The following is an 18,102-nucleotide window of genomic DNA, read 5'->3' as shown; positions in this document are numbered from 1 at the left end:
AGGAATTTTCCGGATTTCAGGCCGCCGTCAACCCCGGCGGCCGGGGTTTATGGCAGGATAGCCGTTTGCCTTTTGCCCGGGAGCTGTGGATGCCATGCCGCTGCTGAAACTTCAGCAACAAGACTTTTTTCTGACCGGCCAGCAGGCGGTGAGCGTGGCTGAACGCCACCCGCAGCCGGCTTTCCCGCTGCACCATCACGATTTCGATGAGCTGGTGGTAGTGTGGCGCGGCAATGGGCTGCACATCTGGAATGACATCCCTTACCGCATCACCTGCGGCGACCTGTTCTATATTGATGCGCGCGACCGCCACAGCTATGAGTCGGTAAACGGGCTGGAGCTGGACAATATCCTGTTCGCCCGCGAGAAGCTGCGGCTGCCGGCAGACTGGGCCGCGCTGCTGCCGGGGCGTGAGGTGCCGCAGGCCGGGCGTTACTGGCGGCTGAGTATGCTGGGCATGGATGTGCTGCGCTGCAAAGTGGACGCGCTGGCGCAGGAGTGCCTGAAGTCTGACCCGCTGTCGTTGCAGCTCTCCGAGGCGTTGCTGCTGCAACTGGCGCTGCTGTTACAGCGCTACCGCCACCACCCGGAAAGCCGCGAACTGGCCGACGCCCAGCAGATGGATCTGCTGATGCTGGCGCTGCGCGGCAGCATTGCCGGGCCGTTCCGCCTGGAGACCTTCTGCGAACAACACCAGCTGACGCCGCGCACCCTGCGTGCGCTGTTCAAACAGCAGACCGGCATGAGCATCAGTGATTACCTGCGCCAGCTGCGGCTCTGCAATGCGATGGCGCTGCTGCGCCACGGCCAGCAGCCGATCAGCGACGTGGCCGCCGCCTGCGGCTTCGACGACAGCAACTACTTCGCCGTGGTGTTCAACCGGGCATTCGGTGCCACCCCCAGCGGCTACCGGCAACGCTTCCAGGGCTGACCCGCTGCGCCTGCCCACTGCCGGGGAAATTACGGCAGCAGGGCGGGAGAAAGGCATAAAAAAAGCGCGGCCACCGGGGCCGCGCTTATTAACGTTCAGCGTGCAGGGCTTATTTCACCTGCATACCCGGCTGGGCGCCGCTGTCCGGGCTGAGCAGGAAGATCTCTTTCCCGCCCGGGCCGGCCGCCATCACCATGCCTTCCGAGATGCCGAAGCGCATTTTGCGCGGCGCGAGGTTCGCCACCATGATGGTCAGGCGGCCTTCCAGCGCTTTCGGGTCCGGGTAGGCGGAGCGGATGCCGGAGAAGATCTGGCGCTTCTCGCCGCCGAGATCCAGTTGCAGTTTCAGCAGCTTGTCAGAGCCTTCCACCACATCCGCCTGTTCGATCAGCGCAATGCGCATATCCACTTTGGCGAAATCATCAAAGGTGATGGTCTCCTGGATCGGGTCATCCGCCAGCGGGCCGGTCACCGGGGCCGCTGCGGCCGCCATGTCTTCTTTTGAAGCGTCTACCATGTGTTGTACCTTGTCGAGATCAATACGGCTGAACAGGGCTTTGAACGGCATCACCTGATGGCCGAGCAGCGGGGAAGCGATGCCTTCCCAGGTCAGCGGGGTGTTGAGGAACGCTTCGGCGCGCATCGTCAGGGCCGGCAGCACCGGCTTCAGGTAGGTCATCAGCACGCGGAACAGGTTGATGCCCATGGAGCAGATCGCCTGCAGGTCAGCGTCACGCCCTTCCTGCTTCGCCACCACCCACGGGGCCTGCTCATCCACATAGCGGTTGGCGAGGTCGGCCAGCGCCATGATTTCACGGATCGCCTTGCTGAATTCGCGCGCGGCATAGGCCTCGGCGATGCTCTCTGCGGCCGCGGTAAAGGTGGCGTAGAGCGCCTCATCCGCCAGCGTGTCAGCCAGTTTGCCGTCAAAGCGCTTGTTGATGAAACCGGCGTTACGCGAGGCGAGGTTCACCACCTTGTTGACGATGTCGGCGTTGACGCGCTGGACGAAATCTTCCAGGTTCAGGTCGATGTCATCAATGCGGGACGAGAGCTTGGCCGCATAGTAGTAGCGCAGGCAGTCGGCATCCAGGTGCTTCAGGTAGGTGTCCGCCTTGATAAAGGTGCCGCGGGATTTGGACATCTTCGCACCGTTGACCGTGACATAACCGTGCACGAACAGGTTGGTCGGCTTGCGGAAGCCGCTGCCTTCCAGCATCGCCGGCCAGAACAGGCTGTGGAAGTAGACGATGTCCTTGCCGATGAAGTGGTACAGCTCGGTGGTGGACTCTTTCTTCCAAAACTCGTCGAAATCCAGGTCGCCGCGCTTGTCGCACAGGTTCTTGAAGGAGCCCATGTAGCCGATCGGCGCATCCAGCCAGACGTAGAAATATTTGCCCGGCGCATCCGGGATTTCAAAGCCGAAGTAGGGCGCATCGCGGGAGATGTCCCACTGCTGCAGGCCCGCTTCAAACCACTCCTGCATCTTGTTCGCCACCTGCTCCTGCAGCGCGCCGGAACGGGTCCAGGCCTGCAGCATGGCGCTGAAAGAGGGCAGGTCAAAGAAGAAGTGCTCGGAGTCGCGCATTTCCGGCGTCGCGCCGGAGACAGCGGATTTCGGGTCAATCAGCTCTGTCGGGCTGTAGGTCGCGCCGCAGACTTCGCAGTTGTCGCCGTACTGGTCCGGTGATTTGCATTTCGGGCAGGTGCCTTTGACGAAGCGGTCCGGCAGGAACATGCCTTTTTCCGGGTCGTAAAGCTGGGAGATGGTGCGGTTCTTGATGAAACCGTTCTCTTTCAGCCGGGTGTAGATCAGCGAGGAGAGCTCGCGGTTTTCGTCGCTATGGGTCGAATGGTAGTTGTCATAGCTGATGTCAAAGCCGGCGAAATCCTGTTGGTGCTCCTGGCTCATCTCGGCAATCATCTGCTCCGGGGCGATGCCCAGCTGCTGCGCTTTCAGCATGATCGGGGTGCCGTGCGCGTCGTCCGCACAGATGAAGTGAACCTCATGGCCGCGCATCCGCTGGAAGCGGACCCAGATGTCTGCCTGGATGTGCTCGAGCATGTGGCCGAGGTGGATAGAGCCGTTGGCGTACGGAAGTGCGCACGTCACCAATAATTTTTTCGCGACTTGAGCCATAGTGGGAAATTGGTTTCTGTATGAGGAAAAAGGGCCTTCGATGTTACCCGATCGCGGCGCAGGCCGCTAGGTGGGTTTCTTGCGGGTGCGCGCGGCAGCGGCGGCGCGGATCTGATATGCTTGCACTATTTTCCGTTGGTTATTGTTTAAGGAGCCGGGATGAACCCTAAATCCCCTGAGCAGAATACCCCCGCGGCGCTGCGCGCCCTGGTGACCGGCGAGCTGGCCGCCTTTACCCACCCGACGCTGCAGCAGGACCTGGTCACGCTGAAGGCGCTGCACCACTGCACGGTGCTGGACGGCGTGCTGCATATCGACCTGCAGATGCCGTTCGCCTGGCAGAGTGCGTTCCTTGACCTGCAGGAGCAGGCCAGCGCGCCGCTGATGCAGGCCACCGGCGCACGGGCGGTGGAGTGGACGCTGAAACATGACATCACGACGCTCAAGCGCGTCGGCGACCGCCCCGGCATCAAAGGGGTGCGCAATATCATCGCCATCAGCTCCGGCAAGGGCGGGGTGGGCAAGTCGAGCACCGCGGTGAACCTGGCGCTGGCGCTGGCAGCGGAAGGGGCGAAAGTCGGCGTGCTGGACGCAGACATCTACGGCCCGTCGGTGCCGGCGATGCTTGGCACCCAGCATGAGCGCCCGACCTCGCCGGACGGCACCCACATGGCACCGATCATGGCGCACGGGCTGGCGACCAACTCCATCGGCTACCTGGTGGATGATGAGAACGCGATGGTGTGGCGCGGGCCGATGGCGAGCAAAGCGCTGATGCAGCTGTTGCAGGACACCCTCTGGCCGGAGCTGGATTACCTGGTGCTCGACATGCCGCCCGGCACCGGCGACATCCAGCTGACGCTGGCGCAGAACGTGCCGGTGACCGGCGCGCTGGTGGTCACCACGCCGCAGGACATCGCACTCTTAGACGCGATGAAAGGCATCGTGATGTTCGAAAAGGTCAATGTGCCGGTACTGGGCGTGATTGAGAACATGAGCATGCACATCTGCAGCAACTGCGGCCACCATGAGCCGATTTTCGGCACCGGCGGCGCGGAGAAGCTGGTGGAGAAATACCACTGCGAGCTGCTGGGCCAGATGCCGCTGCACATCGCGCTGCGCGAGGATCTCGACCGCGGCGAGCCGACGGTGATCGCCGACCCGCAGGGCGAGCTGACCGCACTCTACCGCCGGCTGGCCGGGCGCGTCGCCGCCGCGCTCTACTGGAAGGGCGAGCCGATCCCGACGGAAATCGCCTTCCGTGCTGTGTAATTCCGGCGCATAAAAAAAGCCCGCTCCGGCGGGCTTTTTGCTGTCTCTTTTTCGTCGCGCCATCGGGCTATTTCAGCGAGAGCGGCGCGGCGGGCGGCGTCAGCACGCTGAGCTGGTGCAGGTCGGCGCGGGTAAAGGCGCGGGTCGCCGGGGAGATCGCCACGGCAATACGCTCTAACAGCCCCTGGGTCGGGGCGACTTTGCCGGTGTTGATCAAAAACAGCGGCACCACCAGCGCCATCGCCAGCTGGCCGTAAGAGAGGCGCGGCACCGTGGCGGAGGTCTGCAGCATCAGGAAGGTGGTGCTGATGGTAAAGCCCAGCGCCAGCCCGGCCACCACTTCCGCCGGCGAGTGGACGTGGATCACCAGGCGCGAATAGCCGACGAAGAACGCCAGCACATAGCCGGCGGTAATGGCCCCGATGCGGACCGGGCGCGGCATCCGGCCGGTCAGCATCCACATCAGCACCGGCCAGATGCTGGACGAGAGCGCCGAGTGGCCGCTGAAGCCGGTGAAATCGAAGCGGCGGCTGCCGATGCCCCAGCCCATAAACGCCAGTTTGGAGAGGCAGACCAGCCCGCCCGCGATGCCGAACAGCAGCATCCACTGCCAGGTGGCGCGCCGGGTTTCCGGGTTAGCCAGCAACAGCAGCAGGATCAGGGCCGCGCAGGGCAGCAGCAGCATGCTGTCGCCGAAATAGGTTAACCAATGCCAGTTCATGCGGTGTGCTCACCCTAAAGATAAAATTCTCACGGCAGGGATCTGCCCGGTGCAGAGAACGTGCCGGTGTCGGCGGTAAAGGGTTATGTTAACGTAATGCGCTCATTAATAAGTAGTATGAATGTTCTTAAAAATGTAACGCCCCCCGGAACGTTGCACCCTGACGCTGCGATCCCGGCCGCAGGCCGGGCAGGCGTGCCGCCTAAGTGCTGGCAACCGATCCTTTAACTCCCTATAATTGCCGCGATCGCTGCCCCGGCCGGGGTGTGCCCTTTCCTACTATGAATCAGGTCTTTAAAAGTTATGACTGACAAGCCCCACCAATGCGTCATTATCGGTATCGCCGGCGCTTCCGCCTCAGGTAAAAGTCTTATCGCCAGTACCCTCTACCGCGAGCTGCGCGAGCAGGTCGGCGACGAGCACATCGGCGTCATCCCTGAGGACAGTTATTACAAAGACCAAAGCCATCTGACGATGGAAGAGCGCCTGCAGATTAACTACGACCACCCGGGCGCGATGGACCATAACCTGCTGTTCCAGCACCTGCAGATGCTGAAGTCCGGCAAGCCGATTGAGCTGCCGCTCTACAGCTATGTGGAATACACCCGCAAGCCGGAAACCGTCCACCTGAAGCCGAAGAAGGTGATTATCGTCGAGGGCATCCTGCTGCTCACCGACATCCGCCTGCGCCAGGAGATGAACTTCTCTATCTTCGTCGACACCCCGCTGGACATCTGCCTGATGCGCCGCATGAAGCGTGACGTCAACGAGCGCGGCCGCTCGATGGACTCCGTGATGCAGCAGTACCAGAAAACGGTGCGCCCGATGTTCCTGCAGTTTATTGAGCCGTCCAAACAGTATGCGGACATCATCGTGCCGCGCGGCGGCAAGAACCGCATCGCCATCGACATCCTGAAAGCCAAAATCAGCCAGTTTTTTGAATAGCGTTCCCCGCGCCTGAATGGAGTAACCCATGAGACTCTGCGACCGAGACATTGAAGCCTGGCTGGACGACGGCCGCCTGGCAATTACCCCGCGTCCGCCGGTAGAGCGCATCAGCGGGGCCACCGTGGACGTGCGCCTCGGCAACCAGTTCCGCGTGTTCCGCGGCCATACTGCGCCCTATATCGACCTGAGCGGCCCCAAGGATGAGGTGAGCGCCGCCCTGGACCGCGTGATGAGTGATGAGATTGTGCTGCCGGAAGGCGAGGCCTTCTTCCTGCACCCGGGCGAGCTGGCGCTGGCGGTGACGCTGGAGTCGGTGACGCTGCCCTCTGACCTGGTGGGCTGGCTGGATGGCCGCTCCTCGCTGGCGCGCCTCGGCCTGATGGTCCACGTGACGGCACACCGCATCGACCCGGGCTGGCAGGGGCGGATTGTACTAGAGTTCTATAATTCGGGTAAGTTACCCCTGGCCTTGCGCCCCGGCATGATGATTGGCGCACTGAGTTTTGAACCGCTCTCCGGCCCGGCCGCGAGGCCCTATAACCGTCGCGAAGATGCCAAATACCGCGACCAGCAGGGCGCGGTCGCCAGCCGGATTGACAAGGATTGATTCCGGAGCGGGGCGCGGCATCACAATGAGGAAGGCATGAGAAGATTACTGACAACGTTGGCTATTTTGCTGCTGGTACTGGTGGCGGGCATGACTGCCCTGGTATTGCTGGTTAATCCGAACGATTTCCGTCATTACATGGTGCAGCAGGTGGAGCAGAAAAGCGGCTACCAGCTGGCGCTGAACGGTGAGCTGCGCTGGCATGTGTGGCCGCAGCTCAGCATTATCGCCGGGCCGATGACGCTCACTGCCCCCGGCGCCCAGGCCCCGGTGGTCAGCGCCGACAACATGCGCCTCGATGTGAAGCTCTGGCCGCTGCTCTCCCACCAGCTGGCGGTAAAGCAGGTGATGCTGAAAAACGGTGTGATCCGCCTGACGCCGGAGAGCGAAGCCCGGCCGCAGGAGGATGCGCCCGTCGCGCCCGGCGGCCGGCCGGAACCGGCGGAGCCGGTGCACTGGAAGTATGACATCGACGAACTCAACGTCGCCGACAGCCTGCTCATCTGGCAGCGCGGCGATGACAACCCGATCAACGTCCGTGACATCAACCTCTCGCTCTCCCAGCGCGACCACCGCCAGGCGGCGATCAGCTTCTCCAGCCGTATCAACCGTGACCAGCGCGATCTGACGTTCTCCCTCTCCGGGCAGGCGGACATGTCGCGCTTCCCGCAGGCGCTCTCCGGCAAGATTGACCAGCTCGACTACCAGCTCGAGGGGGTCGGCCTGCCTGCCGGGGGCATCAAAGGGCAGGGCACGTTGCAGGCGGCCTATCAACAGTCGCCCGCCTCACTCACGCTCAGCCAGCTGGTGCTCTCCGCCAATGACAGCCAGCTGCGCGGCGAGATTGCGGCCGAACTGGGCGAAGTGCCGCGTTACCGGGCCGATCTGCAGGCTGACCGCCTGAACATTGATGCCCTGACCGGCTGGACGCCTGCCGCCAACAACCCGCAACAGCAGGGCCAGACCACCAGCTTCGCGCCGGTGATCTCCCGGGATGTGCTGGCGCACCCGAATGAGCTGGCGATGCTGACTGGTTTCAACGCCCAGCTGGCGCTGAAGGCCGCTGCGGTGACCTACCGCGGGTTGGCAGTGACGCAGTTTGACCTCCGGGCGGATAACCAGCGCGGCAAGGTGGCGCTGGCGGCCCTGAGCGGCACGCTGGGGCAGGGGACGTTTTCCCTGCCGGGCACGCTGGATGCCACCGGCAGCCGCCTGCGCCTGAGCCTCTCGCCGGTGCTGAATCAGGTAGAGCTGGGGCCGGTGCTGCGCGCCTATGGCCTGCCGGAAGCGCTGACCGGCCGCTTCTCCCTGACCGGCGCGGTGTCGGGCGAGGGGCTGACCAGCGATGATGTGAACCAGCGCTGGCAGGGACAGGCGGATATGTCGATGCAGAATGCCCGGCTGCACGGCCTGAACGTGCAGCAGCTGATCCAGCAGGCGGTGGCCCGCAACAACGGCGGCGTGCGGGGGCAGGAGCGCTATGAGCGCTACACTGAAGTGGATCAGTTACAGTCCCACGGTGACCTGAAAAACGGCGTGCTGACCCTGAGCAACCTTCAGGCCTCTTCGCCGCTGCTGACGCTGAACGGCGGCGGTACCCTGAGCCTGGCCGCCGAGCAGTGTGACGTCACCCTGGCGGCACAGGTCACCGGCGGCTGGCACGGCGACAACAGCAGCCTGATTGAGACGTTGAGCCGCACGTCGGTGCCGCTGCGCATCTACGGCCCGTGGCAGCAGCTCAATTACCAGCTGCAGGTGGATCAGGTGCTGCGCAAGCAACTGCAACAGGAGGCGAGGCGCGCCCTGAAAAACTGGGCAGAAAGAAACAGCGGCGATCGGGAGAACAAGCCGCTGAATAAACTGCTCAACCGCGACTGACCCTACGGGGCGCGCCTGCGCCCCGGCTTCCGGAAGGCGGCGGCTCTGGCTGCCGCCCTTTTCTGTGGTGTTTCCCCTGGTTTCTTCCTCATTTTGTTTCCTCATCTTTCTTCCTCTTTCTTCCTCATTACGCCTGCGCGGCTTCCCCAGTTATTTTTTGCAGGGCAATCCCTCTGTTACGGGAAAGGTTGACGAAAGTCAGCGCCTTTTGCGCGGGCTTTCGGCACAGTCCCGCCTGTTTTATTCGGGCGCGGCAATCAAGCTGCGCAGGCCAAACAGGATGGGGGAAAGGGTATGCTGGATCTGGCAGTCGGGCTGGTGGTCACGGTGGGCGTGGGCCGGTACATCATTAAAGGGTATCCGGCCAGCGGGGTATTGCTGACCGGCGGGGTGCTGCTGTTGCTGCTCAGCGCCCTGATGGGCAAAACGGTGCTGCCGGAGGGCACCACCGGCTGGCAGGCGCTGGATGTGGCGGAGTACATCAAAACCCTGCTGATGAGCCGCGGCGGCGATCTGGGGATGATGATTATGGTGTTGTGCGGTTTTGCCGCCTACATGACCCACATCGGTGCCAATGACGTGGTGGTGAAACTCGCCTCAACGCCGCTGCAAAAAATCAACTCGCCCTATCTGCTGATGATTGCCGCCTATTTTATGGCCTGCCTGATGTCGCTGGCGGTCTCGTCCGCCACCGGGCTGGGGGTGCTGCTGATGGCGACGCTGTTCCCACTAATGGTGAATGTCGGCATCAGCCGCGGGGCGGCGGCAGCGATCTGCGCCTCACCGGCGGCAATTATCCTGTCGCCCACCTCCGGCGATGTGGTGGTGGCGGCCAAAGCGGCGCAGATGCCGCTGGTGCAGTTTGCCTTCAGCACCACGCTGCCGGTGTCCGTGGTGGCGATTATCAGCATGGCGGTGGCCCACTTTTTCTGGCAGCGCTGGCTCGACCGGCGCGCCCCGGCGGGGCAGGAGGCACCGCTCACGCCGGCCGGCATCACCGCCGATGCGCCGCGCGTCTACGCCATCCTGCCGTTTACGCCGATTCTGGGCGTGCTGCTGTTTGACGGCCGCTGGGGGCCGGAACTGCACATTATTACCGTGCTGATCCTCTGCCTGGCGATGACGGCACTGATTGAGTTTATCCGCCACCGGGCGGCGCAGCCGGTGTTCCGCGGGCTGGAGAGCGCCTGGCGCGGCATGGCGGACGCTTTTGCCAACGTGGTGATCCTGCTGGTGGCAGCCGGAGTATTTGCCCACGGCCTGAGTACCGTGGGCTTTATCAGCGGGCTGATTGGGCTGGCGCACGCGTTCGGTGGCGGGGCGCTGGTGATGATGCTGGTACTGGTGGTGATTACCATGCTGGCCGCAATGACCACCGGCTCAGGCAATGCGCCGTTCTACGCCTTTGTGGCGCTGATCCCGCAACTGGCGGCGCAGCTGGGCATCCGCCCCGCTTACCTGGCGGTGCCGATGTTACAGGCCTCGAATCTGGGCCGCACCCTGTCCCCGGTGTCGGGTGTGGTGGTCGCGGTGGCGGGTATGGCTAAAATTTCACCTTTTGAAGTGGTGAAACGGACATCGGTGCCGGTGCTGACCGGGCTGGCGGTGGTCATCATCGCCACAGAGTTATTGATTCCCTTACAGTAAAGGTGAAAAGGCGGGCAGAAAATGAGAGTAATGAGCTGCCCGCTAGTTTTGTAAAGATTCAGACTTCTCTGCTTTTTAAAGTGAAAAATTTATAATCTCACTGTGCCCTGCCGCTATTTCACTCGACATTTTTCCGGCCACGCCAATATTATTTTTGAGTTTTCTTTTGCCTGTCATCTGGCACTTTTATCTTTTTACAGCGTTGGGCCAATCCGGCGCGGCAGTGATACCGGGGGGTATGTTATGAGTGGAAACGATCGTGAGATCCAGTGGATTAACACGCTGAAAGGCGCCTGTATTCTGCTGGTGATACTGCACCACCTCATGTTAACCAGCTTTATTCCCTCGCTGGGTATCATCGGCGAAGAGAGCGCCCTCGGGCAGTGGTGGCTGACGCTCAATGCCCACCTGACGCCGTTGCGGATGCCCTCGTTCTTCTTCATTTCCGGCCTGCTGGCGGCGAGCGCCGTGCTGCGCAAAACCTGGCGTGAGGTCTTCACCAAGCGCGTGGTCAACCTGCTTTATGTCTACGTGCTGTGGTGCCTGATCCAGTGGGCGCTGGTGTCGTTCATCAACCACTATCTCTCTTTTGACCAGTGGGGGGTGAAGAACATGGTCGGCACCTCCTATGCCGATTCGCTCAACCAGTTTGTGGTGTATAGCCTCACGGCGATGGCCAACACCTGGTATCTCTACGCGCTGGCGATCTATTTTGTGGTCTGCAAGCTGTTTAAAAACAACATGCTCTCCCTGCTGTTGCTGGGCGTGGCGGCGAACTATGTGGCGGCGCGCGGCCTGCTGCCGGGCTGGGGCCCGAACAGCGTGGCGCAGAATGCGCTCTACTTCTGCGTCGGCTGTTTTTATGGCCGCCAGGTGGTGGAATTCCTGCAGCACCGCCGCCATGTGCTGGGCGTGTTGCTGGTGGCCCTGCCGCTGGCGCTGCTGCACGCCCACTTCGGCATGAATAAAAGTATTTTCCACTGTGCTATCGCCATTGTGCTCTGTGTGGTGATCTGCCGCGAGGTGAACGCGCGGATGACGCCCAACAGCCTGAACTGGCTGGGGAAAAATACCCTTCAGGTCTATGTGATCCACAAGATTGTCACGGAAGTAATTGCGGTCTGCGTCGTCGGGGCGCTGGTTCACTACCACGCCTTTGAGAGCTGGAGCTTCTCCGCCGTATGGCTGCTGGCCTTCCCGTTTGTGGGCGTGGCGCTGTCGGTCTGTCTCTCACTGGGGATTTGGCGGCTGATCAACCGCGGGGTAGGGCGGGCGCTGTTCCAGTACCCGGGCATGATAAAACCTGTGCCGGCGCTGGCCAAGCTGCCGTAACGCGGAACACCTTCAGAAAAAGCGGGCGGTGCCGCAGTCCGGCACCGCCCGCTTTCACACTTCGTAATCCTCTTCTACCGGTTGCAGCGGTGCCGTGATTTTCACTTTGGTGATGCGGTGGCTGTTCACCTCCAGCGCCTCAAACAGGTAATCCCCGATCTGCTGCGTGGCACCCTGCTGCGGGATCGCCTGCGCATACTCCATCAGCAAGCCCGCCAGCGTGTGGTATTCCCGCTTCTCATCCACCGGCACCGGGATGTAGAGCGCCAGATCTTCCAGCGGCATATAGCCGTTGGCGACCCAGGTGCGGTCGTCGAGCTGCTGGATGTCGTGGCGCGGGTCGTTGTCCTCGCCCGCCACCGGCAGGTTACCGGCGATGGTCTCCATCACGTCTGTGAGCGTCACCACCCCTTCGACCGAGCCGAACTCATCCACCACAAAGGCAAAGTGGGTCTGCGCCTGTCGGAACTGCTCCAGCGCCATCAGCAGCGAAAGCTGCTCCGGGAAGATCAGCGGCTGGCGCACCAGCGCCCGCAAGTCCAGATCCGGCTGGGTCAGTTTCTGCCGCAGCAGGTCGATGATGTGCACCACGCCCAGCGGCTCATCGGCCGCGCTGTCTTCCGTCACCACCAGCCGCGTGTGCTGGTTGCGCGTCAGCTGCTCCGCCAGCGCTTCCGGCGGGTCATTCAGCTCCAGGCTCTCCACGTCGTGGCGTGAGGTCATGATGCTGCTCACGGTGCGCTGCGCCATGCCGAGCACCCGCTCGATCATCCGGCGCTCCTGCTCGTTGAACACCTCCTGCACCTCGCCGCCCTGGTCGGCGCTGCCGGGCGCGTGGCTGTCCAGCTCGGCGTCGTCATGGCGGCCGCCCAGCATCCGCAGCACCGTTTCGGCGGTGCGCTCGCGCAGGGAGCGGTGCGAGGAGAGGAACCGGCGGCGGTTAAACTGCGCCAATTGGTTCAGTGCTTCAATCAGCACTGAGAAGCCGATCGCCGCATAGAGGTAACCTTTGGGAATGTGGTAACCGAAGCCGTCGGCAATCAGGCTGAAGCCGATCATCAGCAGGAAGCTGAGGCAGAGGATCACAATCGTCGGGTGCGCGTTCACAAAGCGGGTCAGCGGCTTGCTGGCGAGCAGCATCAGGCCGATGGCGATACAGACCGCCAGCATCATCACCGGCAGGTGATCCACCATGCCCACGGCGGTGATCACCGAGTCCAGGGAGAAGACCGCGTCCAGCACCACAATCTGCGCCACCACCGGCCAGAAACGGGCCGCCTTGCGGTTGTTGCCGCTTTCGCTGTCTTTCCCTTCCAGCTGCTCATTCAGCTCTACCGTGGCCTTGAACAGCAGGAAGACCCCGCCTATCAGCATGATCAGGTCACGGCCGCTGAAGCCGTGGCCGCGCACACTGAACATCGGCTGGGTGAGGGTAGAGAGCCACGAGATAGAGGCCAGCAACAGCAGGCGCATCACCAACGCCAGCAACAGGCCGGTAATCCGCGCACGGTCACGCTGCTTGCGCGGCACTTTCTCCGCCAGGATGGCAATAAATATCAGGTTATCGATGCCGAGGACGATCTCAAGCACCACCAGCGTTGCCAGGCCGGCCCAAATTGTTGGATCAGCGATCCATTCCATAAACTGTTAACACCCTAATCGTTTCACGGCATATACCGCACAGGGAATAATGTAAGCCGACACCATAAAATTCAACTTTAAATCCCGGAAGCGGCCGCTTTTTACCATAGGGTTGGCTAATGTTTGCCCATAAACGCCAGGACATGCGATTAATCAGGGTAATTTCGCGCGTAAAACTGAAAATAAGCCTAAGGATAATCCTAATTTTATGCGCTGCGGGGGCCGTAATTAGCGGGCTGGCCAGGAAAGAGAGGGGAATTAATAAGGAGCAATCTGATTAATCTGAATTGCAGGCTTTTTTTATCTGTTGCTTGCTTTATGAGAAAAATAACAGAAAGCCAGGGTTTAGAATCGGAAAAAGCTTAATAATCAAGCTTGTGATGGTTAAAAAATCGCCTGAAAAAAAAGTGGAGAAATAGGGGGGGTAGTCTTATTCCTAAAAGAATAGCTGAGGGCTACAACAGGCTTGTAACACCTCCTCAATAGTATAAGAATCTTAGACACAATTTATATATCGTGTTCCACCCATTGCGTAAATGATGACGATAAATTGTCGGTTCTGTGACAAGGCTATCATTTGTGCAATACCACTGACCACGCCTTCACCACCCGCCAGCGGGGGGAAACCGGCCACCGGTTAATGGCGCTCTCCCCCCAGTACATTGGTAGCTGTAAGCCAAGGGCGGTAGCGTGTCCGGATGAAGGGAAGGTCAACTGTTCAGCACCGCGATATTGTCGGGGAGTGAGCAAATAAATAGACCATTCCTAACGTCAATACTCTTTACTTCCGCCATGATGCTCTTTCCGGGTTATCCGCATGCGGAACCTGATTCCCGGCGGGGTTAACTTCCCGGCAGAGAAACAGCAGAAGTGAATTCGGGTGAAATTGATAAGCAGTTTATATGAAATCGGTTAACCAAACGCATTCTACAGATGAATGTTTGATAAAGATCGTTATAGTACGGTCATCAATACACCTCTTTTCATAAAGGATTCAACGCATATTACGCGATGCCAATGAGCAGATGCGTCTACTACACGCTTGGGGCTTTGAAGGGTTAAGCAGTGACTTTATCAGGGGCGGCGGAATACGTCCTTTTCAGAAAATCAGCGACAGTGATGATAATTCAATGGCTAAAAGAAAATTAAAACTGATACCGCTTTTGGTATCGATCACCCTGATCAGTGGTTGTGCCGTCATTCCTGGTCAGACCCTTTCGACCAGTGGGAAAATGGTAGTCAAACAGGATGACGCCGATTACGACATCGACAAATTGGTCAATGTCTATCCGCTCACACCGAAGCTGGTGGAGCAGATGCGGGTCCGCCCATTGGTTGCACAGCAAAATCCCGGCCTGCAGACTGAGCTGGCCAACTATCAATACCGCGTGGGTGTGGGCGACGTGCTCAACATCATCGTCTGGGACCACCCGGAGCTGACCACGCCGGCAGGGACATACCGCAGCGCCAGCGATACCGGCAACTGGGTGCACGCTGACGGCACCATCTTCTACCCGTACATCGGCCGGGTGAGGGTGGTCGGGCGTACCGTGACCCAGATCCGCGACGAGATCTCACGCCGCCTGGCGCAGTTCGTTGAAAGCCCGCAGGTGGATGTCAGCATCGCCTCGTTCCGTTCACAGAAAGTCTATGTGTCCGGCGAAGTGGGCACCTCCGGCCAGCAGGCGATCACCAACGTGCCGCTGACCATCCTCGACGCCATCAACGCCGCCGGCGGCCTGACGGCTGACGCGGACTGGCGCAACGTGGTGCTGACGCACAACGGCCGCGAGGAGCGTATCTCCCTGCAGGCCCTGATGCAGAACGGCAACCTCGGCCAGAACCGCCTGCTCTACCCGGGTGACATTCTGTTCGTGCCGCGTAATGACGACCTGAAAGTCTTCGTGATGGGTGAAGTGGTGAAACAGTCCACCCTGAAAATGGACCGCAGCGGCATGACGCTGACGGAAGCGCTGGGCAACGCCCAGGGTGTTGACCAGACCGTGGCCAACGCCACCGGCATCTTCGTCATCCGTCCGACCCGCGGCGCTGAGGGCAGCAAGCTGGCGAACATCTACCAGCTCAACACCTCTGACGCCTCCAGCATGGTGCTCGGTACCGAGTTCCAGCTGCAGCCGTACGACATTGTGTATGTGACCGCCGCACCGATTGTCCGTTGGAACCGCCTGATCAACCAGCTGCTGCCAACCATCAACAGCGTCCGTTACATGACCGATACGGTGCATGACATTAAGGATTGGTAAGCCAGATGTTTAATTCTGTTTTGGTGGTGTGCGTGGGCAATATCTGCCGTTCCCCGACCGGGGAACGGTTATTGCGCCGCTATACCGACAATAAAGTCATCCAGTCTGCCGGGTTGTCCGCGCTGGCAGGGAAACCTGCCGATGCGCAGGCCAGGCTGGTGGCCGAAGAACATGGATTGCACCTTGAGGGTCACACTGCCCGGCAGCTTACCGCCTCCCTGTGCAGAGAATTTGATTTAATTCTGGTCATGGAACGAAAGCATATTGACGCGGTAACGAACCTGGCGCCCGAGGTACGGGGCAAAACGATGCTTTTCGGGCACTGGGACAATCAGCGCGATATCCCGGACCCGTACAGAAAGAGTCGTGAAGCGTTCGAGTCCGTATACCGTTTACTTGATGATGCGGCTCAGAAATGGGCAAAAGCACTTACTAGCTAATCAGGGAATAAGATGTCTGTGAAAAATAAAGTTCAATCAAGCCACATGGGCGGCAATGACGAAATCGACCTGGGCAGGCTCCTTGGTACGCTGCTGGATCACCGCTGGTTGATCATCGGGATTACCTCCCTGTTCGCCGTTATCGGCATTATTTATACCCTGTTCGCGACGCCTATCTACAAAGCGGATGCCATGGTACAGGTGGAGTCCACGGTCGGTAACGCGATCATGGACAACCTGGACAGCATCATGCCGGGTGCCAAGCCGGGTTCCGATGCGGAAATCCAGCTGATCCAGTCCCGTATGGTGCTGGGGAAAACCGTGGCTGACCTGAACCTGGACACCCAGGTGCAGGAGCACCACTTCCCGGTGTTCGGCAGCGGCTGGGCGCGCATCACCGGCCAGAAACCGGCCGAGATCGCCGTGTCCCGTTTCAGCGTGCCGACGGTATGGATGAATAAGAAGCTGGAGCTGGAACTGACCGACAGCAAACACTTCGTGCTCTCTACCGATGACGGTGAAGTGCTGAAGGGTGAAGTTGGCCAGCTGGCGACCCAGGGCGACTTCAGCCTGCTGGTCAGCGACGTGAAGGCGGAGCCGGGCACCCGTTTCGACATCGTCAAACGCCCGGAAATCTCTGCCATCAAGCAGATCCAGAACCAGCTGGTGATTGAGGATGCAGGCCGTGACACCGGCGTGCTGAACCTCTCCCTGACCGGCGCGGACCCGGACCTGACCCAGAAGACCCTGGAAAGCATCGCCAACAACTACCTGATGCAGAACGTGGAGCGCAAATCGGCTGAAGCGGAAAAAAGCCTGGCCTTCCTGCGTGAGCAACTGCCGCAGGTGCGCGGCAAGCTGGACGCGGCAGAAGACAAGCTGAACCGCTACCGCCAGCAGAACGACTCGGTGGACATGTCCCTGGAGACCAAGGCGCTGCTGGACCAGATGGTCGGCCTGGAAGGCCAGCTGAACGAGCTGACGTTCCGTGAGGCGGAGATCTCCAAGCTGTACACCAAGTCCCACCCGGCGTACCGCACCCTGCTGGAGAAACGCCAGACGCTGGAGAAAGAGAAAGCCAACCTGAACAAACGCGTCAGCTCCATGCCGGAGACCCAACAGGAGATCCTGCGCCTGACCCGTGACGTGCAGGCCGGCCAGGAAGTCTACATGCAGCTGCTGAACAAACAGCAGGAGCTGAGCATCACCAAGGCAAGTACCGTGGGCAACGTGCGTATCGTGGATAACGCGCTGACCCAGCCGGGCGTGGTCAAACCGCAGAAGATCCTGATCATCATCATCGCCATTATGCTGGGGCTGATTGTCTCCATCTTCTGGATTGTGGTGAAAATCCTGCTCTACCGCGGCATCGAAAGCCCGACCGTGCTGGAAGAGGCAGGCATCAACGTCTACGCCAGCATCCCGCTCTCTGAGTGGCAGCAGAAGAAAGACCGCGAAATCTTTGCCGGTGGCCTGAAAAATGCCAAACGCAAAGAGCAGGCCGCCGGCGTGCTGGCGATGGGCAACCCGACCGACCTGGCCGTAGAAGCCGTGCGCAGCCTGCGTACCAGCCTGCACTTCGCCATGCTGGAAGCGAAAAACAACATCCTGATGATCTCCGGTGCCAGCCCGTCCATTGGTAAGACCTTCGTCTGTACCAACCTGGCGGTGGTGGTGGCGCAGACGGCAAAACGCGTGCTGATCATCGACGGCGACATGCGCAAAGGCTACACCCATGACCTGCTCGGCGTGCCGAACAACAGCGGCCTCTCCGACATCCTCTCCGGCCAGAGCAGCATCCAGAATGCGGTGAAGAGCGCCGGTGTGGAGAACTTTGACATCATCACCCGCGGTAAGGTGCCGCCGAACCCGTCCGAGCTGCTGATGCATGAGCGCTTTGACGAGCTGCTGAACTGGGCCAGCGCCAACTACGACATCGTGCTGATCGACACCCCGCCGGTACTGGCGGTGACGGATGCGGCGATTGTCGGGCGCAAAGCCGGTACGGCGCTGATGGTGGCCCGTTATGGCGTCAACACCCTGAAAGAGATTGAAGTCAGTATCAACCGCTTTGAGCAGAACGGCATTGAGATCAAGGGCGTTATCCTGAACTCCGTGATCAAGAAAGCCAGCAATTACTACGGTGATTACGGCTATTACGAATACGAGTACAAGTCTGCCAAGCAGTAAGCACCCCGGGGCAGCCAGGCGGCTGCCCCCTCTTCTGAATACCATCGGGCTGTACTGCCAGGGTTACGCCATCGGGCCGCAAAGCGCCGGG

The 18,102-nt window shown here is 60.6% G+C and carries 13 protein-coding genes; 10 read left to right on the top strand and 3 right to left on the bottom strand.

The window, feature by feature from the left end; translation table 11 throughout:
- The first annotated feature begins 94 nt into the window (after positions 1-94).
- Positions 95-931 carry an HTH-type transcriptional activator RhaR gene (gene rhaR / locus CYR32_RS09630; RefSeq protein ID WP_101824233.1) on the top strand — a complete coding sequence of 279 codons (837 nt, stop codon included), beginning with the start codon at positions 95-97 and terminating at the stop codon, positions 929-931.
- Between the two features lie 109 nt (positions 932-1,040).
- Here rhaR and metG read toward each other — a convergent pair whose 3' ends face one another.
- Positions 1,041-3,071: a methionine--tRNA ligase gene (metG, locus tag CYR32_RS09625; protein ID WP_101824176.1), complete on the bottom strand. Its 2,031-nt coding sequence runs from the start codon at positions 3,069-3,071 to the stop codon at positions 1,041-1,043.
- 159 nt (positions 3,072-3,230) lie between these two features.
- Here metG and apbC point away from each other — a divergent pair, with 159 nt between their 5' ends.
- Positions 3,231-4,343, top strand: a complete 1,113-nt coding sequence (gene apbC, locus CYR32_RS09620) for an iron-sulfur cluster carrier protein ApbC (protein ID WP_101824175.1) — start codon at positions 3,231-3,233, stop codon at positions 4,341-4,343.
- Positions 4,344-4,410: 67 nt separating this feature from the next.
- On the opposite strand, the gene CYR32_RS09615 is transcribed toward apbC, so the two are convergent.
- Positions 4,411-5,064, bottom strand: a complete 654-nt coding sequence (locus CYR32_RS09615; protein WP_101824174.1) for a phosphatase PAP2 family protein — start codon at positions 5,062-5,064, stop codon at positions 4,411-4,413.
- 303 nt (positions 5,065-5,367) lie between these two features.
- Here CYR32_RS09615 and udk point away from each other — a divergent pair, with 303 nt between their 5' ends.
- The 5 genes from udk to CYR32_RS09590 all read left to right on the top strand — a co-directional run bounded on the left by udk (position 5,368) and on the right by CYR32_RS09590 (position 11,476).
- Positions 5,368-6,009 carry a uridine kinase gene (gene udk / locus CYR32_RS09610; RefSeq protein ID WP_101818105.1) on the top strand — a complete coding sequence of 214 codons (642 nt, stop codon included), beginning with the start codon at positions 5,368-5,370 and terminating at the stop codon, positions 6,007-6,009.
- 28 nt (positions 6,010-6,037) lie between these two features.
- Positions 6,038-6,619, top strand: coding sequence for a dCTP deaminase (dcd, locus tag CYR32_RS09605; protein WP_101824173.1), 582 nt, complete (start codon positions 6,038-6,040; stop codon positions 6,617-6,619).
- A gap of 36 nt (positions 6,620-6,655) precedes the next feature.
- A complete protein-coding gene (asmA, locus tag CYR32_RS09600; RefSeq protein ID WP_101824172.1) occupies positions 6,656-8,497 on the top strand; it encodes an outer membrane assembly protein AsmA in 1,842 nt (613 codons plus the stop codon).
- A gap of 294 nt (positions 8,498-8,791) precedes the next feature.
- Entirely contained in the window at positions 8,792-10,144 is a 1,353-nt protein-coding gene (gene dcuC, locus CYR32_RS09595) for an anaerobic C4-dicarboxylate transporter DcuC (RefSeq protein ID WP_101824171.1), read from the top strand.
- 243 nt (positions 10,145-10,387) lie between these two features.
- The gene (locus tag CYR32_RS09590) at positions 10,388-11,476 is read left to right on the top strand and encodes an acyltransferase family protein (RefSeq protein WP_101824170.1); all 1,089 of its coding nucleotides are present in this window, start codon (positions 10,388-10,390) and stop codon (positions 11,474-11,476) included.
- Between the two features lie 54 nt (positions 11,477-11,530).
- On the opposite strand, the gene CYR32_RS09585 is transcribed toward CYR32_RS09590, so the two are convergent.
- Positions 11,531-13,117: a TerC family protein gene (locus CYR32_RS09585; protein ID WP_101824169.1), complete on the bottom strand. Its 1,587-nt coding sequence runs from the start codon at positions 13,115-13,117 to the stop codon at positions 11,531-11,533.
- Between the two features lie 1,130 nt (positions 13,118-14,247).
- On the opposite strand from CYR32_RS09585, the gene CYR32_RS09580 reads away from it, so the two are divergent.
- Genes CYR32_RS09580 through wzc form a run of 3 tightly spaced genes read left to right on the top strand, consistent with a single transcriptional unit; the run spans position 14,248 to position 18,011 of the window.
- Entirely contained in the window at positions 14,248-15,381 is a 1,134-nt protein-coding gene (locus CYR32_RS09580; RefSeq protein ID WP_101824168.1) for a polysaccharide export protein, read from the top strand.
- 5 nt (positions 15,382-15,386) lie between these two features.
- Positions 15,387-15,821, top strand: coding sequence for an arsenate reductase/protein-tyrosine-phosphatase family protein (locus CYR32_RS09575; RefSeq protein ID WP_101824167.1), 435 nt, complete (start codon positions 15,387-15,389; stop codon positions 15,819-15,821).
- Positions 15,822-15,833: 12 nt separating this feature from the next.
- Positions 15,834-18,011 (top strand): tyrosine-protein kinase Wzc, encoded by a 2,178-nt coding sequence (gene wzc / locus CYR32_RS09570; RefSeq protein ID WP_101824166.1) that lies wholly within the window; start codon positions 15,834-15,836, stop codon positions 18,009-18,011.
- Positions 18,012-18,102 lie beyond the last annotated feature (91 nt).

Source organism: Chimaeribacter coloradensis (genome assembly GCF_002858715.1).
GTDB classification, from domain to species: domain Bacteria; phylum Pseudomonadota; class Gammaproteobacteria; order Enterobacterales; family Enterobacteriaceae; genus Chimaeribacter; species Chimaeribacter coloradensis.
The sequence above is the reverse complement of the archived record's forward strand: the minus strand, read 5'-3'. Positions and strand labels throughout refer to the sequence as shown.

What these genes read in the sequence shown, in the direction of transcription:
- dcuC (WP_101824171.1), top strand. Translation starts at nt 8,792, where the DNA reads ATGCTGGATCTGGCAGTCGGGCTGGTGGTCACGGTGGGCGTGGGCCGG.
- CYR32_RS09585 (WP_101824169.1), bottom strand. Translation starts at nt 13,117, where the DNA reads ATGGAATGGATCGCTGATCCAACAATTTGGGCCGGCCTGGCAACGCTG.
- rhaR (WP_101824233.1), top strand. Translation starts at nt 95, where the DNA reads ATGCCGCTGCTGAAACTTCAGCAACAAGACTTTTTTCTGACCGGCCAG.
- CYR32_RS09575 (WP_101824167.1), top strand. Translation starts at nt 15,387, where the DNA reads ATGTTTAATTCTGTTTTGGTGGTGTGCGTGGGCAATATCTGCCGTTCC.
- wzc (WP_101824166.1), top strand. Translation starts at nt 15,834, where the DNA reads ATGTCTGTGAAAAATAAAGTTCAATCAAGCCACATGGGCGGCAATGAC.
- CYR32_RS09590 (WP_101824170.1), top strand. Translation starts at nt 10,388, where the DNA reads ATGAGTGGAAACGATCGTGAGATCCAGTGGATTAACACGCTGAAAGGC.
- dcd (WP_101824173.1), top strand. Translation starts at nt 6,038, where the DNA reads ATGAGACTCTGCGACCGAGACATTGAAGCCTGGCTGGACGACGGCCGC.
- CYR32_RS09580 (WP_101824168.1), top strand. Translation starts at nt 14,248, where the DNA reads ATGGCTAAAAGAAAATTAAAACTGATACCGCTTTTGGTATCGATCACC.
- apbC (WP_101824175.1), top strand. Translation starts at nt 3,231, where the DNA reads ATGAACCCTAAATCCCCTGAGCAGAATACCCCCGCGGCGCTGCGCGCC.
- asmA (WP_101824172.1), top strand. Translation starts at nt 6,656, where the DNA reads ATGAGAAGATTACTGACAACGTTGGCTATTTTGCTGCTGGTACTGGTG.
- CYR32_RS09615 (WP_101824174.1), bottom strand. Translation starts at nt 5,064, where the DNA reads ATGAACTGGCATTGGTTAACCTATTTCGGCGACAGCATGCTGCTGCTG.
- metG (WP_101824176.1), bottom strand. Translation starts at nt 3,071, where the DNA reads ATGGCTCAAGTCGCGAAAAAATTATTGGTGACGTGCGCACTTCCGTAC.
- udk (WP_101818105.1), top strand. Translation starts at nt 5,368, where the DNA reads ATGACTGACAAGCCCCACCAATGCGTCATTATCGGTATCGCCGGCGCT.